Annotated in this window: 2 protein-coding genes; both read right to left on the bottom strand. The window is 66.5% G+C overall.

Annotated elements, in window-relative coordinates; translation table 11 throughout:
• Position 1 precedes the first annotated feature (1 nt).
• Positions 2–6,583 (bottom strand): amino acid adenylation domain-containing protein, encoded by a 6,582-nt coding sequence (locus AC07Y9_RS23455; protein WP_494990230.1) that lies wholly within the window; start codon positions 6,581–6,583, stop codon positions 2–4.
• Positions 6,583–17,754 (bottom strand): non-ribosomal peptide synthetase, encoded by an 11,172-nt coding sequence (locus tag AC07Y9_RS23450; protein WP_102680830.1) that lies wholly within the window; start codon positions 17,752–17,754, stop codon positions 6,583–6,585. The genes AC07Y9_RS23455 and AC07Y9_RS23450 overlap by 1 nt, the downstream gene beginning before the upstream one ends.
• Positions 17,755–17,844 lie beyond the last annotated feature (90 nt).

Genomic DNA, 17,844 nt, shown 5'->3' with positions numbered 1-17,844 from the left:
CCTAAGAAATTATTTTTTCAAGATCATCAGGAGATAAACGTTTGAGGGCCTCCAAAGATTTAGCCAATTCATCCTGCAGCGAAGAGGTTGTTTCCCGCAGGGCCTGAACCTTCTCGACAAAGGCCGACAGGCTCTCCGCGCCGAACAGCGACTTGATCGGAATATCCACCCCGAACTGCTGCTTGACCCGGGTCACGACCTGGGCCACCAGCAGGGAATGGCCGCCCAGTTCGAAGAAGTTGTCGCTCAGGCCCACCCGGTCCAGTTTCAGCACATCGGCCCAGATCGCCGCGACCTGCTGCTCCAGCTCGCTCTGCGGCGCCACATACACCTGCTGCATCAACTGCGCGTCGACCTTGGGCAAGGCCTTGCGGTCGAGCTTGCCATTCGGCGTCAGCGGCAACGCTTCGAGGAACAGCAGATAGGTCGGCACCATGTAGTCCGGCAGATGTTCTTTCAGGGCAGTCTTGATGCTTTCCCGGAGCGCAGCCTGGGCCTCGACGGCCGCGGTGGTTTCGCTCGGCACGATATAGGCCACCAGTTGCTGGCCGTTTTCACCGTCCTGGGCCAGGACGAAGGCTTCGCGCACCGCCGCCTGCTGCACCAGACGCGCTTCGATTTCACCCAGCTCGATACGGAAACCACGGATCTTCACCTGATGGTCAATACGGCCGATGTACTCGATCACCCCGTCAGCGCGGTAACGGGTCAGGTCGCCGGTGCGGTACAAGCGGCCACCGTCGCTGGAGAACGGATTGGGCACGAACTTCTCGGCGGTCAGCCCCGGGCGCGCCAGGTAACCACGGGTCACCCCGGCGCCGGCCAGGTACAACTCGCCAGCACTGCCCACCGGCACCGGCTGCAAATCAGGGCTCACGATATAGCTCTGGGTATTGCTGATGGCCCGGCCGATATTGGCCTGGCCGCCGGCCTCGCGGCGGGTGTAGGTCGAGTAGGTGGTGTCTTCCGAAGGGCCGTACAGGTCGTAGACATGCACCAGCCCCGGCTGCTGGTAGAGGCTATCCACCAGCGCCTGTTTCAGCGGCTCGCCCGCCAGGTTGATGATCCGTACGCTGGGCGGAATCTGCCCGCTGCGCTGCAGCGCGGCAATCGCCGACGGCACGGTGTTGATCAGCCGTACCCGGTCGCGGTCCGCCAGTTCCGGCAGCTCCAGGGCGTTGCGCGCCAGGACGATGGAGCCACCGCTGGCCAGGGTCACGAACAGCTCCCACACCGACAGGTCGAAGCAGATCGAGGTCGAGGCCAGCACCCCTTGCAGGTCGTCGGTGCTGTACACCCGATTCGACCAGTCGATCAGCGCCAGCACGTTGCGATGGGCAATCGCCACGCCCTTGGGCAGGCCGGTGGAACCGGAGGTGTAGATCACATAGGCCAGGTTGTCCGCGGTCGCTCGCGGCGCCGGGTTTTCTAGTGAATAAGCGTCCAGCCAGCCCGGCTGGGCATCCAGTTGCAGGGTTTGCAGGGACTCGACAGCCGGTAGCAGCGACAACAGTGCGCTCTCGGTCAGCAGAATCTGTGCCTGGCTGTCGCGCAGCATATGGGCCAGGCGGTCCTGCGGATAATCCGGGTCCAGCGGCACATAGGCGCCACCGGCCTTGAGCACCGCCAACAGGGCCACGACCATTTCCGGGGTGCGCTGCAAGGCCACGCCGACCCGCACTTCCGGCCCGACACCCAACTCGATCAGCTTGTGCGCCAGGCGGTTGGCCCGGGCATTGAGTTCCCGGTAGCTCAGACTTTGCCCGGCAAACAGCAGGGCTTCGGCCTCGGGGGTTTTCCGCGCCTGGGCCTCGACCCACTGATGCACACAGTGATCGCCCGGGAACTCGACAGACGCCGGGGTCCACTCGTGCAGCAGCTGGTTCTGCTCGGAGGCCGCTAGCAGCGGCAGGTCCCCCAGGCGCTGGCGCGGCTGCTGGACAATGCCCTGCAGCAACTGCACCCAGGATTGGGCCAGGCGCTCGATGGTTGAAGGTTCGAACAGGTCGGTGGCGTAGGTCATGGACGCCCAGAGGCCGTCCTCGGACTCGAAGGTATCCAGGCTCAGGTCGAACTGGGTACTGCTCTCCTCGCCACTGAGCATCTCCACCTGTAAGCCGGGCACCACCAGGCCCCGGGCGCCCTGACGGGCGGCGGCCTGGTGGTTGAACAGCACCTGGAACAGCGGGCTGTAGCTCAGGCTGCGTTCCGGGTTCAGGGCCTCCACCAACTGTTCGAAGGGCAGGTCCTGGTGCTCCTGGGCTTCCAGGGCACGGCCTTTGACATGACCAAGGAAGTCGCTGAAGCTCGATTGCCCGTCGACCTCGGCCTTGAGCACCTGGGTGTTGACGAAGAAGCCGATCAAGCGCTCGGTCTCGACCCGGTTGCGGTTGGCGGTGGGCACACCAACGCGGATATCCGCTTGGCCGCTGTAGCGGTGCAGCAGCACCTGGAACGAGGCCAGCAACAGCATGAACAGGGTCACCCCTTCGCGCTGCGCCAGTTGTTTCAAGGCGCCCGGCAACGCGCCGTCCAGGCTGATGCCCAGGCGCGCGCCGCGGTGGCTTTGCTGCAAGGGGCGAGGATGGTCCAGCGGCAGGTCCAGCACCTGGGTGCCGCCTTCCAGTTGCCGCAGCCAGTAGCCCAATTGACGTTCACGCTCGCCGGCGTCCATCCATTGCCGTTGCCAGGCCGCGTAGTCCGCGTACTGCACCGCCAGCGCCGGCAGCTGTGCCGGCTGCCCCTGGGCATGGGCGCCATACAGCTGGATCAGCTCCTCGACCATCAGTTGCATCGACCAGCCATCGGAGACGATATGGTGCTGTACCAGCACCAGAACATGCTCGTCCGCCGCCAGACGCACCAGGGTGGCCCGCAGCAAAGGCCCCTGGCGCAGGTCGAAGGCCTGGCGTACCTGGGCCTCGATCACCTGCTGGATCAATTGCTCGGCGTTGCCGGCTTGCACCAGCAGCGACAGATCCTGTCGCTCGATCCGCAAGCGGGCCTGGGCCTCGATCACCTGAGTCAGGCCCTGGGGGCCCTCGACAAAGCGTGTGCGCAGGGTTTCATGGCGAGCGATCAGGGCATCGAAGCTGCTCTGCAGCGCCGCATCATCCAGGGCACCGCGCAGGCGCAAGGCCATGGGGATGTGGTAGGCGCTGCTGTCGGCATCCAGTTGCCAGAGGAACCACTGGCGTTCCTGGGCATAGGAGACCGCCAGGGGCTGCTGGCGATCCACCAGGGGAATCGGCTGGAGGGGCTGGGCAGTTTCCGGCCCAAGCAGGCGGACGAAATCTTCCAGCGACTCGCCTTCGAACAACAGCTTGAGCGGTGCCTCGATGCCCAGCTCCTGACGGATGCGGGACATCACCTGAGTGGCCAGCAGCGAATGGCCACCGAGCTCGAAGAAGTTATCGCTCAAGCCGACCTTTTCCAGTTTCAGCACCTGGGCCCAGATCCCGGCCACTTGCTGTTCGCGCTCGCTGCGCGGGGCCACATGGACCTGCTGTAACAGGCTGCCGTCAATGGCCGGCAAGGCAGCGCGATTGAGCTTGCCGTTGGCGGTCAGGGGCAGCGCCTGGAGGAACAGCACATGGGCCGGAACCATGTAGCCCGGCAGGTGCTCGCGCAGCCCGGCCTTGATGCCGTCGCGCAGTGGCAGTTGCTCGGCAACCGGGTCCTGGCTGTGCCAGTCCAGGCCGGTGGGCACCACATAGGCCACCAGTTGCGGACCGTCCGGCCCTTCCTGGGCCAGGACCACCGCCTCGCGCACCGCCGGCAGTTCCAGCAGGCGTGCTTCGATCTCGCCCAGTTCGATGCGGAAACCGCGGATCTTCACCTGATGGTCGATGCGGCCGATGTAGCCGATCGAACCATCGGCCTGGTAACGCGCCAGGTCGCCGGTACGGTACAGGCGCGCGCCAGGTTCGCCGAAGGGGTCCGGGACAAACCGCGCGGCGCTCAGGTCGCCGCGGTTCAAGTAGCCCCAGGCCAGCCCGGCGCGCCCGACATACAGCTCACCGATGCAGCCCTTGGGCACCGGTTGCAGATTGCCGTCCAGCAGGTACCAGGACATGTCGGGGATCAGCTCGCCGATCGGGCTGGCCCCCGCCAGCGTCACGTCCGCCCGGGACAGCGGGCGGTAGGTCACGTGCACCGTGGTTTCGGTGATGCCGTACATGTTCACCAGCTGCGGCTGGCAGTCGCCGAAACGCTGGAACCAGGGTTGCAGGGTATTGACCTCCAGGGCCTCGCCGCCGAACACGATGTAGCGCAGCGCATGCCCCTGCTCGGCGGCGCAGGCCACGTGCATCAACTGGCGGAAGGCCGACGGCGTCTGGTTGAGCACCGTGACCCCTTCGGCGCAGAGCAGCGGGTAGAAGTCCTGGGCCGAGCGCGCCACCTCCTGGGGCACGATCAACAGGCGCCCGCCATGCATCAGGGCACCAAAGATCTCCCATACGGAGAAGTCGAAGGCATAGGAATGGAACAGGCTCCAGACATCCCGCGGGCCGAAGCGGAACCAGTCGGCGGTCGCCGCGAACAGCCGCAGCACGTTGTGATGGGGCTGCAAGGTGCCCTTGGGCTTGCCGGTGGAGCCTGAGGTATAGATCACATAGGCCAGGTCCTGCGGGGTCACCCCGACCTCGGGGTTGTGCACCCCGTAGTCCTCGAGCGGCTGCTCGAGCAACAGGGTGCTGCCGGCAAACGCCGGCAGCCCCTGCCGCAGAGACGCCTGGGTCAGCAGCAGCCTGATGCCGCTGTCCTGCATCATGTGTTGCAGACGGTCCTGGGGATAGGCCGGGTCCAGCGGCACATAGGCACCGCCGGCCTTGAGGATCGCCAGCAGGCCGATCAGCATCTCCAGGCCACGCTCCGCCGCCAGCCCCACCAGCACATTGGGCCCCACGCCCTGCTCGATGAGTTTGTGCGCCAGGCGGTTGGCCCGTTCATTGAGCTGCCGGTAGTCCAGGTGCTGCCCCTGGAACGTCAGGGCGATGGCCTCGGGCGCCTGGGCCGCCTGCGCCTCGATCAGCTGGTGCACGCAGGCCGTCGAGGGGAATGCCTGCGGCTGCGGATTCCACTGGGCCACGATCCGCGCCTGCTCCCCGGCGTCGAGCATCGGCAACAGGCCAATGCGCTGCTCGGGCTGGCGGACCATGCCCTGCAGCAACTGGCGCCAGTGGCCGGCCATCTGCTCGATGGTCGCGGCATCGAATACGTCGGTCGCATAGATCAGCGCGGCGGCGATCCGGCCCTGGGTCTCGACGGTGTCCAGGGTCAGGTCGAACTGCGCCGACTGCCCCGCCGAGTCCAGGGCTTCGATGCCCAGGCCCGGCAGGTTGAGGGCGCCGGTTGGAGCCGCGGCCTCGACCTGATGGTTGAACATCACCTGGAACAGCGGGTTGTGGCTCAGGCTGCGCTCCGGTTGCAGCGCCTCCACCAATTGCTCGAAAGGCAGGTCCTGGTGCGCCTGGGCCGCCAGGGCGGTTTGCCGCACCTGCTGCAACAGCTGGCTTACGGACATCTGCCCGTCGATCTCGGCCTTGAGCACCTGGGTGTTGACGAAGAAGCCGATCAGGCGCTCGGTCTCGACCCGGTTGCGGTTGGCGATGGGCACGCCGACGCGGATATCGGCCTGGCCGCTGTAGCGGTGCAGCAGAACCTGGAACGAGGCCAGCAACAGCATGAACAGGGTCACCCCTTCACGCTGGGCCAGGCTGCCCAGGGCTTCACTCAACGGCTGCTCCAGGATCAGCTCCAGGCGCGCGCCGCGATGGCTCTGGACGGCCGGACGCGGACGGTCCAGCGGCAGTTCCAGCAGGGGCTGCTCGCCCCCCAGTTGCGCCGTCCAGTAGGCCAGTTGCCGCTCCTTCTCACCGGCTTCCATCCAGTTGCGCTGCCAGATGGCGTAGTCGGCGTAGTGGATCGGCAGCGGCGGCAGCTGGGGCTGCTGCCCCTGGCTGTAGCCGATGTAGAGGCTCATCAGCTCATCCACCATGACCTGCATCGACCAGCCATCGGAAACGATATGGTGCTGGGTCAGGACCAGCACATGGTCGTCCTCGGCCACCCGCAACAAGCCGACCCTGAGCAGAGGCCCTTGCAACAGATCGAACAACTGCCGGGTCTGGGCCTGCACGAAGCCCTGCACCGCGGTGTCGATCTCACATTCATCGGCCATGGCCGGCAACGACTGGCGGGCGATTTCCAGGCGCACCTCGGGCAGCACCATTTGCACCGCCGCGTCGGCGTCCTCGACGAAATGCGTGCGCAGGCTTTCATGGCGGGCAATCAGGGTGTCGAAGCTGCGCTGCAAGGCCTCCACGTCCAGCCGGCCACGCAGGCGCAGGGCCTTGGGGATGTGATAGGCGGTGCTGTCCGGCGCCAGTTGCCAGAGAAACCACTGGCGTTGCTGGGCATAGGAAAGCGGCAGGCGCGCCTGGCCCAGGCGCACCTGCGGAATCGGCAGGTTGGCCGGGGAAATGCCCTGCTCCAGCATCTTCTGCAGGTAGACCTTGCGCTTCTCCAGCGGCAGCAGGATGAAGCCTTTGACAATCTTCAGCGCGGTGGCGTTATCCATTACACAGCCTCCATTTCGTCGAGCAACAGCTCGAGCGCACTCAGGTCGGCGCCCTGCGCCTGGCCCGGGGCCTGCTGCAACTGGCTGACGAACAGCCCCAGGGTTGGAAATTCGAACGCCATCTGCACACTGACTTGACGCCCAAGCTTGAGCTGGACTCGAGAGACCATCGCGGTTACCAACAAGGAATGCCCACCTGATTCAAAGAAGTTATCGTTCATGCCCACTCGCTCGACTTCGAGCACCTCGGCCCAGATCGCCGCGACCTGTTGTTCCAGCTCGCTCTGCGGCGCGACATAGGCCTGCCGCAGCAGGCTGGCGTCGGCCTTGGGCAGGGCCTTGCGGTCCAGCTTGCCGTTGGGGCTCAGCGGCAGCGTTTCCAGGAACAGCAGGTGCGCCGGCAGCATGTAGTCCGGCAGCACCGCCTTGAGCGCCGCTTTCAACTCGTCGCGCAACCGGGCCTGGTCGTCCTGGCTGTTTTGTTCCGAGCACTGCGCCAACACGCCCTCGGCGGCGACCAGATAGGCCACCAACTGCGGACCACCGGCCGCCTCCTGGGCCAGCACCACGGCTTCACGCACCTGGGGCTGTTCCAGCAGGCGCGCTTCGATCTCGCCCATCTCGATCCGGAAACCGCGAATCTTCACCTGATGGTCGATACGCCCGGCGTAATCGATCACGCCCTCGGCGTCGTAGCGCGCCAGGTCACCAGAGCGATACAGGCGCCCGCCGTCCTGGCTGAACGGGTCGGGGATGAAACGCTCCGCCGTGAGGCCTGGGCGATCGTGGTAACCCCGGGCCAGCAGCTCGCCGCCGATCATCAGCTCGCCGGTGGCGCCCTTGAGGGTCAGGTTGCCGCTGTTGTCCAGCAGGTAGATGGAACGGCCCGGCAGGCCCTTGCCCAGGGGGATCTGGCTCGGCAGGGGTGCGTCGTCCCGCAGGTAGCGGCTGCAGTCATGGGCGGTGACACTCACCGTGGCCTCGGTGGGCCCGTAGGTATTGAGCAGGCAAACGTCCTTCAACCCGGCCTTTTTCCAGGCGGCCACCCCTTCCGCCGCCATGGCTTCGCCGCCCAGGTTGAGCTGGCGCAGGCGCCCGAAGTCCCGGGGTTCGCGGCTGGCGTAATCCTTGCCGAGCATGAACCAGTAGGCAGTGCTCAAGTCGACGATGCTGATGCCCTGCCCGATCAGCTCACGGTAGAAGGTCTCGCTGTCCCACAGGTCCTTGCCACGGATCACCACCGAGGCGCCGCAGATCAGCGCCGGGTACAGCTGCTCGACGAAGGCGTCGAAGTTGAAGGTGGAGAACTGCAGCCCACGGTCCTCGGCGGTCATCTTGAAATAATCCCGGGAAACCTGGGCGTGCCGGCTCAAGGCAGCGTGGCTGATATCCACGCCCTTGGGCCGCCCGGTGGAACCGGAGGTGTACATCACGTACGCCAGGTTGCCGGCCTCGGCCCGCGAGCGCGGATTGTCCAGGGGGTAGCCGCGCAGGCTGTGCTCATGCGGGTCCAGGCACAGGTGCGGCACCGCTACGCCGTCCTTCAAGCGTTCAAGCAGTGGCGCCTGGGTCAGCAAGAGCTGGATGCCGCTGTCCTGCATCATGTAGTGCAGGCGGTCCTGGGGGTATTCCGGGTCCAGCGGCACGTAGGCGCCACCGGCCTTGAGCACCGCCAGCAGGCCGACAATCATGTCCAGCCCGCGCTCCACGGCGATACCGACCCGGACATCCGGACCGATGCCCTGCTCGATCAGCTTGTGGGCCAGCTGGTTGGCCCGCTGGTTGAACTGGCCGTAGCTCAGTTGCTGGCCATCACACAGCAGTGCCACGGCATCCGGGGTGCGCTGGGCCTGGGTCTCGATCAACTGATGGACAGACTGCGACGCCAGGTCCCGCGCCGGGGTCCGGCCGCGCTGCTCGTCGATCAGCCGACGCTCGGTGGCGCCAAGCAACGACAGCTCGCCGATGCTGCCCTGCGGGCTCGCCAGCATGCCCATGAGCAGTTGCTCCAGGTAGCCGGCCAGTTGCTGGATGTCCGCCTGGGCAAAATGCTCGCGGGCATAGCTGTAGTCGAAGGCCAGGGTCTGCCCCAGGTAGACCGACAGGGTCAACGGGTAGTTGGTCTGCTCGTGGTTGGCCGCCACGCCGAAGCTCAACTGCGCCGGAGCGCCTTGGGCCAGGGCTTCGGACACCGGGTAGTTCTCGAACACCAGGATGTTGTCGAACAGGGCTTCGCCCCCCAGGCCGGCCCAGCGCTGCACGTCATACAACGGCGTGTGCTCGAAATCGCGCAGGGCCAGGTTGCGTTCCTGCACCAGCTGCAGCCAGGCGCTGGCGGCCATGTCCGGACGCGGCGAGGCCACCACCGGCAAGGTGTTGATAAACAGGCCGATCTGCTGCTCCACGCCTTTGAGTTCCGCGGGACGCCCGGACACCGTGGCGCCGAACACCACCGTGTCCTGCCCGGTGTAGCGTTGCAGCAACAACAGCCAGGCAGCTTGCACCAGGGTGTTGACCGTGACCTTCTGCTGGCGGGCGAACTCGCTCAAGCGCTGGGTCTGCTGCTCGTCCAACTGCTGCTGGTAAGCCCCATGGCCTTTGTCCAGGGTGCTCGGCCCGCTGCGGTGGATGGCCTGGGCCAGGCGGGTCGGCTCGTCCAGGGCCGCCAGTTGCTCTTTCCAGAAGGCCTCGCCGACCTGGGCATCCTGGCGCTGCAACCAGGCGATGTAGTCGCGATAGCGGCCAGGCGCCGCCCCCGCCGATTGCCCCGAGTAACGTTGCAGCACTTCGCCCAACAGCCGCGAGTTGCTCCAGCCGTCCATCAGGATGTGATGGTTGGTGTAGATCAGGTGATAACGCTGGTCGTCGATCCGTACCAGGGTCAGGCGCAGCAACGGCGCCGCCGCCAGGTCGAAACCGCGCTGGCGCTCCTGCTCGGCCAGGGCGTCCAGGTCCTCGGCCGCCGATGCCACGGCACGCCAGTCATGCTCGACACAATCCAGGGCGATGCGCTTGTGCACCACCTGGATCGGCGCCGGCAACTCGCCCTGCCAGAGGAAACCGCTGCGCAGGATATCGTGACGGTCGATGGCCTCTTGCCAAGCCTGCTGGAAGCGCTCGGGATCGAGCCCCTCCACGTCCACCCGCAACTGGTTGATGTAGTCGCCGCCCTGCTGCTCGTACAGGGTATGGAACAGCATGCCCTGCTGCATCGGCGACAGCGGGTAGAGGTCCTCGACCTGGGCCAGGGACAGCGGCAGGCGATCCAGTTGCTGCTGGCTCAGGCCCGCCAGCGGGAAGTCCGACGGCGTCACGCCACGATGCTGCGGCTGGCTGCAATGCTCGATCAGCGCCTTGAGTTCCTCGGCATAGTCATCCGCCAGGCGCTGGATGGTCGAGCGCTCGAACATTGTCTGGCTGAAGCTCCAGCCCAGCTTCAACTGACCGCCATAGACCTGGCCATTGATGCTTAGCCAGTTGCCCAGCGGTGCCTCGGCACTCTGGTCTGCGCCCTTGGCTTCGGCGCTTGGGGCAAACCAGGCATCCGGCTCGTCGAAGCTGGCGTCGAACTGGCCCAGGTAGTTGAAGGTGATGCGCGGTACCGCCAGGGCCGCGAGGGTTGCCTGGGCATTGGCATCCCCCAGGTAACGCAGGGCGCCGAAGCCGATGCCCTTGTTCGGCACCGCGCGCAGTTGTTCCTTGATCTGCTTGATCGAGTCGGCCAGGGCCGCCTGCGGTGTCAGCTTGACCGGGAACACGCTGGTGAACCAACCCACAGTGCGGCTCAGATCGATGCTGTCGAACAGCTCCTCGCGGCCATGGCCTTCCAGTTGCACCAGGGCGTTGGCCTCGCCGGTCCAGCGGGTGATGACCCGCGCCAATGCCGTCAGCAACAGGTCGTTGATCTGGGTGCGGTAGGCCGCCGGGGCATCCTGCAGCAAGCGCTGGGTATAGGCCTGATCCAGCTCGGTGCTGACGTCCAGGGCATCCTTGATCGCCACCCGGTCCGTTACCCGGTCACAGGGCAGGCCCGACTCGACGCCCTGCAACTGCGCCTGCCAGTAACCCAGCTCCTGCTGCAGCGCCGTGCTGCTGGCATAGGCTTGCAACTGCCCGGCCCAGGCCTGGGTCGAGCTGGTCTTGGCCGGCAGCCGGATGGCTTGCCCGGCCGCTTGCTGCACCAGAGCCCGATGCAGGTCTTCCAGCAGCACCCGCCAGGACACGCCGTCCACCACCAAGTGATGGATCGCCAGCAGCAGACGCTGGCTGCCGTCCTGCAAAGTGAAGAGCACGGCGCGCAGCAAAGGCCCCTGCTGCAGATTGAGGCTGCGTTGCGCTGTATCGCACAGGGCTTGCAGCGAATCTTCAGTGGCATCGTCCACCAGCCACAGCAGCGCATCGGCTTGCATCGCGGCCAACGGTGCCGAAGTCACCGGCGCCGACGGCGCATAAGTCGCGCTCCAGGCTGCGCCTGCCTCGACAAAATTCAGGCGCAGGCCGTCGTGGTGTTCGAGCAAGGCGTGCAAGGCGGGCTCCAGCGCCTTGGCACTCAGGGCTTTCAGCGGCTTGAGCAGCACCGACTGGTTCCAGTGCTGACGCTCCGGCACCGGGGTGTCGAAGAACCACTGCTGGATCGGCAGCAGCGCCATCTGGCCACGCACCGGGCCCTGGTCGATCTGCAACCCGCCCTCGCCCTGCTCCGCCACCGTGGCCAGTCCTTGCACCGTCTGGTGCTGGAACAAGTCTTTCGGGGTGAAACGGATACCGGCCTGCCGCGCGCGGCTGACCACCTGGATCGAGATGATCGAGTCGCCGCCCAGCTCGAAGAAGTTGTCGGTGACGCCGACCTGTTCCAGCTTCAGCACATCGGCCCAGATCGCCGCGATCTGCTGTTCCAGGTCGTTTTGCGGCGCCACGTAGGTCTGCTGCATCAGTTGCGCATCGACCTTGGGCAATGACTTGCGGTCCAGCTTGCCGTTCGGTGTCAGCGGCAAAGCTTCGAGGAACAGCAGGTAGGTCGGCACCATGTAGTCCGGCAGGTTTTCCCGCAGGCGGGCCTTGATGCTTTCCCGCAGTTGCGCCTGGCGTTCGGCGCTGTGCGCCACCTCGGCGTCCACCGGCACGATATAGCCCACCAGTTGCTGGCCACTCGGCCCGGGCTGGGCAATCACCGCCACTTCCAGCACCGGGTCCTGTTCCAGCAAGCGCGCTTCGATTTCACCCAGCTCGATACGGAAGCCGCGCACCTTGACCTGATGGTCGACACGGCCGACGTACTCCACCAGACCGTCAGTGCGGTAGCGGGTCAGGTCGCCGCTGCGGTACAGCCGCGCCCCCGTGGTGCTGTAAGGGTCGGGGATAAAACGCTCGGCCGTCAGCCCCGGACGATCCAGGTAACCCCGGGCCACGCCCAGGCCGCCCAGATACAGCTCGCCCGCCACGCCCACCGGCAACAGGTTGAGGTTGGCATCGGCCACGTAGGCGCTGCGGTTACCGACGATATTGCCAATTGGCGCGTAGGCCGCATCACAGGGATCACCGACACGAGCCTTCCAGATCAGTGGAGTGACCACCGTCTCGGTCGGGCCATAACCATTGAAAATGTACTTCGGCCGCAGTACGCGCCAGGCCAGGTCATAGCTGGCCTGCGGCACTGCATCGCCGCCGAAGCAATAGACCCGCACCGCCGGCGGGTTGCCGTCGCGCTCGGCGTGCACCGCCAGTTGTTGCAGGTACACCGGCGGGAACACTCCGACGGTGACGCCGTAGCGGTGCATCTGCTCGTAAGTAAATTCCGGCGACCACAGGCTGTCGTCGCGGATCAATACGCTGGCGCCGTAGATCAGCGGGTGCATCCAGCCTTCATGGGAACCGTCGAAGGCGAAGGACATGAAATGCAGCTCGCAATCCGCCGGGCTCATTTCATAACGTTCGCCGGTGGCCAGGCTGTGCATCGCCAGCGGGCCATGGGACACCGCCACGCCCTTGGGCAAGCCGGTGGAGCCGGAGGTGTAGATCACATAGGCGAGGTTTTCCTCGGCCAGATCCACTTGGGGTGCACTGGCGGGGTAGCCGGCAAAATCGGCGGCTCGCTCCACCGACAGGGTCGGCAGTCCTTCAGGAATAGGCAAACGATCCAGCAGATGGCTCTGGGTCAACAGCAGCCACGCACCGCTGTCCTGCATCATGTAGCGCAGGCGGTCCTGGGGGTATTCGATATCCAGCGGCACATAGACCCCACCGGCCTTGAGCACCGCCAGGAAGGCCACCATGATTTCCGCGCAACGCGGCATGGCGATGGCCACCCGCACTTCCGGGCCGACGCCCAGCTCGATCAACTTGTGCGCCAGCTGGTTGGCCTGAATATCCAGCTCGCGATAGCTCAGGCGCTGCTCGGCGAACAACACCGCCGGCGCCTCCGGCGCCCTGGCCGCCTGGTCGGCGAACAGCTGGTGGACAAAACGCTGGGTCGGATAGACCACCTGAGTGTGATCCCAGTCCTGGCGAATCCGCCCCTGCTCCTCCCGGCCCAGCATCGGCAATTCGCCAATCGCCTGTCGCGGTTCGAGCATGCCTTGCAGCAGGTTGCGCCAGTGATCGGCGAAACCCTCGATGGTCGACACCTCGAACAACTCAGCGGCATAGATGAACGACGCGTTGATCCCGGCGTCGGTTTCCAGGGTTTCCAGGGTCAGGTCGAATTGCGCGGTACCGCCCTGCAGGACCATCTCCTCGGCGTGCAGGCCCGGCAGGCTGGCGCCGTCGGCGCTTTCCCCGGCAATGCTCAGGTGGTTGTACATCACCTGGAACAGCGGGTTCTGGTCCAGCGCGCGCTGGGGCTTGAGCGCATCCACCAGGCGATCGAACGGCAGGTCCTGATGGGCCTGGGCAGCCAGGGCCGTGGCCTTGACCTGACGCAGCAACTGCCCCACCGCCAGGTTCGGCGCCAGGTCGACACGCATCACCAGGGTGTTGACGAAGAAGCCCATCACGCCTTCCATTTCCTGGTGGCGACGGTTGCTGACCGGCACGCCGATACGGATATCGGGCTGATCGCAATAGCGGTGCAGCAACAGGGCGAACGAGCCGAGGAACAGCTGGAACAGGGTCATGTCATGCTCGCGCGCCAGGCGCCGCAGGCCCTGCTCCAGGTCCAGCGGCAGGCGCAACCCCAGGCGCTCCTGGCGATGGCTCACCAGGGCCTGGCGCGGATGGTCCACCGGCAGTTCCAGCACCGGGTGCTCCAGCCCCAGCTGCTCGCGCCAGTAATCCAGTTGCCGCTGCTGCTCGCCCTGCTCGAGCCAGGCCCGGTGCCAGCTGGCGTAGTCGGCGTACTGCACGCTCAGTTCATCGAACCGCGGCGCCTGCCCCTGGATGAACCCCCGGTAGAGCGCGACGAATTCCCGGGCCAGCACACTCATGGAGGCGCCATCGGAAATGATGTGGTGCAGGGTCACCACCAGCAGGCAGTCCTGCTCGGCGATCTGCAGCACCCGGGCCCGGCACAGGGGGCCGTGCTCCAGGTCGAACAGCACCTGGGTTTCTTCCAGGGCCCTGGCCTCGACCGCCTCGCGGGACAGTCCCGGGGCCAGGCGTTCCCAGGCCAGGGTAATTTCACCCTGGGGGTGCACTACCTGGCACAGGCTGTCCTGGTGCTGGGTAAAGGTGGTGCGGAAGGCTTCATGGCGTCGGGCCAGGGCGTCGAAGCTGTGCTGCAGCGCCTGCCGGTCCAGCACCCCCTGGAGCCGGACCACGATCGGCGTGTGGTAGGCGGTGCTCTGGGGATGCATCTGCCAGAACAGCCACTGCCGCTGCTGGGCATGGGACGCCGGCAATGGCTCGTCGCGCCCTAGCGCCTCGATCAACGACAACGAACCCGTGCCGGCGCAAGCCTGCACCTGCTCGACGAACTCATCCAGGCGCGCGGTCTCGAACAGCACCCGCAGCGGCACCTCCGCCGCCAGCAGCCGGCGGACCCGGGAAATGATCTGGGTGGCCAGCAACGAATGCCCGCCCAGGGCGAAGAAGTTGTCGCTCAGGCCCACCCGCTCGACCTTGAGCACGTCCTGCCAGATCGCCGCGATCCCCCGCTGCAGCTCGCTGACCGGCGCGACATGCGCCGCCACCGGCGCCTGCTGCAACGGTGGCAAGGCCCGCAGGTCGAGCTTGCCGTTGGCGGTCAACGGCATGCCTTCCAGGGCCATGAAATGCATCGGCAGCATGTAGTCGGGCAACGCCACCGCCAGCTGCCGGCGAATCTCCTGCCAGGCCGCTTCCGGCTCCTGGACACTGGCTTTGGCCAGCACCACATAAGCCGCCACTTGCGGCTCATCCGCCACGCTGACCACCTGGGCCACGGCATCCTCGACCTGCGGCAACTGCTTGAGCGCCGCGGTGATTTCCCCCAGCTCGATGCGGTAGCCGCGAATCTTCACCTGGTGATCGATGCGCCCCAGGTAATCGATGACCCCGCCATCGAGGTAGCGCGCCAGGTCACCGGTGCGGTACAGCCGCTGCCCGTCGGCGCTGAAGGGGTCGGGAACGAAACGCTCGGCGGTCAAGGCCGGCCGGCGGTGGTAGCCCCGCGCCAGGCCGGCGCCCCCCAGGTACAGCTCGGCCGGGGTGCCGGGCGCCACGGGCTGCAACGAGGCATCCAGCACCCGGGCGCGAACGTTGGCCAGCGGCTGGCCCAGGGGCACCACCGCCAGGGCCTGATCCACGGCAGCAGCGGCCAGGGTCAGGGCGCCGACCGTGGTTTCCGTCGGGCCGTAGTGGTTGAACACCGCGCACTGCGGTGCCAGGGCCGCGATCTTTCTGACCAGCGCCGCCGGGCAGGCTTCGCCGCCCAGCACCAGGCACTGCCTTGGCAGGGAACGGGCCGGCTCCGCGCCGCTCATCAGCGCCTGCAAATGCGAAGGGACGATCTTCAGTACATCGATTTGCCGGGCGTCCAGGTAGACCGAAAAGGCCTCGGCGTCCAGGCCGGTATCCAGGTCGATCACATGCAGGCAACTGCCGGAGCACAGGGCGCCAAACAGCGTGGTATGCCCCAGGTCGGCGGCAATGGTGGAGACCACCGCCATGTTGCGCGCGGCCCCTAGCGGCAGGCGCGCCAGGATCGCCTGCACGTAGTTGGCCAGGGCTGCGTGGGTGATGGTGACGCCCTTGGCGGCCCCGGTGGAACCGGAGGTGTAGATCGAATAGGCCAGGTGCCCGGCCTCGACCCGCGGCAGTGGCGACTGCGGGCCGGTGGCCGGCGCCCAGCTGTCCGGCTGGTCCAGCAACAGCACGCTGACCCCGGCCGCCAGCGGCAGTCGCGCCTGCACCGCGGTTTCGCTCAGCAGCAGGGTAACGCCGCTGTCTTGCAGCATGTAGCGCAAGCGTTGCTCGGGATACTGGACATCCAGCGGCACATAGGCACCGCCGGCCTTGAGCACCGCCAGCAAGCCCACCACCATCTCCAGGGAGCGCTCCACGGCGATGCCCACCAGCACCTCGGGGCCCACGCCACGCAGTACCAGGGCCGCCGCCAGGCGCGCGGCGCGCTGATCCAGCTGGCGGTAACTCAGGCATTGCTCGCCGAACACCAGGGCCGGGGCCTCGGGCCGTACGCGCACCTGCTCGGCGAACAGCTCGAGCACCGAAACGGCGGCGAACGCCTCATGCGTACCGACGCCCTGGGCCAGGGTGGCCTGGCGTTGCTCGGGGCTGAGCAGCGGCAGTTCGGCGATCGCCGACCGCGGCTCACGCACCATCGCCCACAGCAGGTTCTGCCAGTGGCCGGCCATGCGCTCGACGGTCTGTTCCTCGAACAGCTGGCAGTCATAGGTGAAGGCGGCCTGCAGCCGGCCACCGCGCTCGAAGGTGTCCAGGGTCAGGTCGAACTGCACCGTGCGCTCGTTGCGCGCCAGGGCCTGCACCTCAAGACCGGAGCGGCTGCGCAGGGTGGTCAGCTCGGTGACCTGCGGCTGGTGGTTGTAGAGCACCTGGAACAGCGGGCTGTGGCTCAGGCTGCGCTCGAGTTGCAGGGCCTCCACCAGCCGCTCGAAAGGCAGCTCCTGATGGGCCTGCGCGCCCAGGGTGGTTTCGCGGATATCCGCCAGCAGTTGCTCCACCGTCAAGTGCGGGCTCAACTCGCTGCGCAGCACCTGGGTGTTGACGAAGAAGCCGATCAGCCCTTCGGCTTCCTGGCGCGTGCGGTTGGCGATAGGCACGCCCACGCGGATATCCTGCTGGCCGCTGTAGCGCGCCAGCAGCAGCTTGAAACCGGCCAGCAGCACGGCGAACAGGGTCACCCCCTGCTGTCGCGCCAGGGCGCCCAGTTGCTGGGCCAGGTCCGGCGCCAGCTCGAAGTCCAGGCGCCGCCCCTGGCGGCTGGAATGGGCCTGGCGCGGATGATCGGTGGGCAACCTGAGCACCGGATGCTCGTCCCCGAGCTTGGCCCGCCAGTACGCCAGCTGCCGCTCCTGCTCCCCCGCCTCCAGCCAGCTGCGCTGCCACAGGGCGTAGTCGCGGTACTGGATCGGCAGGGCCGGCGCACTCGGCGCCGCGCCCTGGAGCAGCGCGTCGTAGGCTTGCAGGAACTCCTCGATCAGCACGCCCATGGACCAGCCGTCGGCGACGATATGGTGCAAGGTCAGCAGCATGACGTGCTCCTGCTCCCCCAATCCCAGCACACAGACCCGCAACAGCGGCCCCTGCTGCAGATCGAAGGGCCGGCGCGCCTCGGCGTCGGCCCGCTGCCGCACGCTGGCTTCGCGCAGCGCAGGGTCAAGGTCGCTCAGGTCCTGGTAATCGATGTTCACCTGGGCCGTCAGGATGACCTGCCGCGGCTCGTCCTGCTCCAGGCGGAACACCGTGCGCAGGCTTTCATGGCGCTCCAGCAGCCAGTCGAAGGCCCGGGCCAGCACCGCCCGATCCAGCGGCCCGCTCAGGCGTACCGCGTTGGGCAGGTTGTAGGCCGCGCTCTGCGGGTCCAGCTGCCAGAGAAACCACATGCGCTGCTGCGCGTAGGACAACGCCTGGCGGTCAGGCACTGCGACCCCCGCGGGAATAGGCAGCAGAGAGAAGTCGACGCCTTCCTTGTCCAGAGCCTTCAAGAACAGCCGGCGCTTTTCCAGCGGCAGTTCAATGAATCTACGGGCGAGCTTCAAGGAGTCTTCGGCATTCATCGGGGGTCATCCGTACTTGCGTGTGGGGTATCGAGCATTGGCTCGGTCATCCCTACGGAACGGATGAAGGCCCGGGAAAATTAACCCCGC

This window comes from Pseudomonas sp. GW456-L12, from assembly GCF_059424045.1.
Note: the sequence above shows the minus strand (reverse complement) of the source record. Positions and strands in the feature narration are given on the sequence as shown.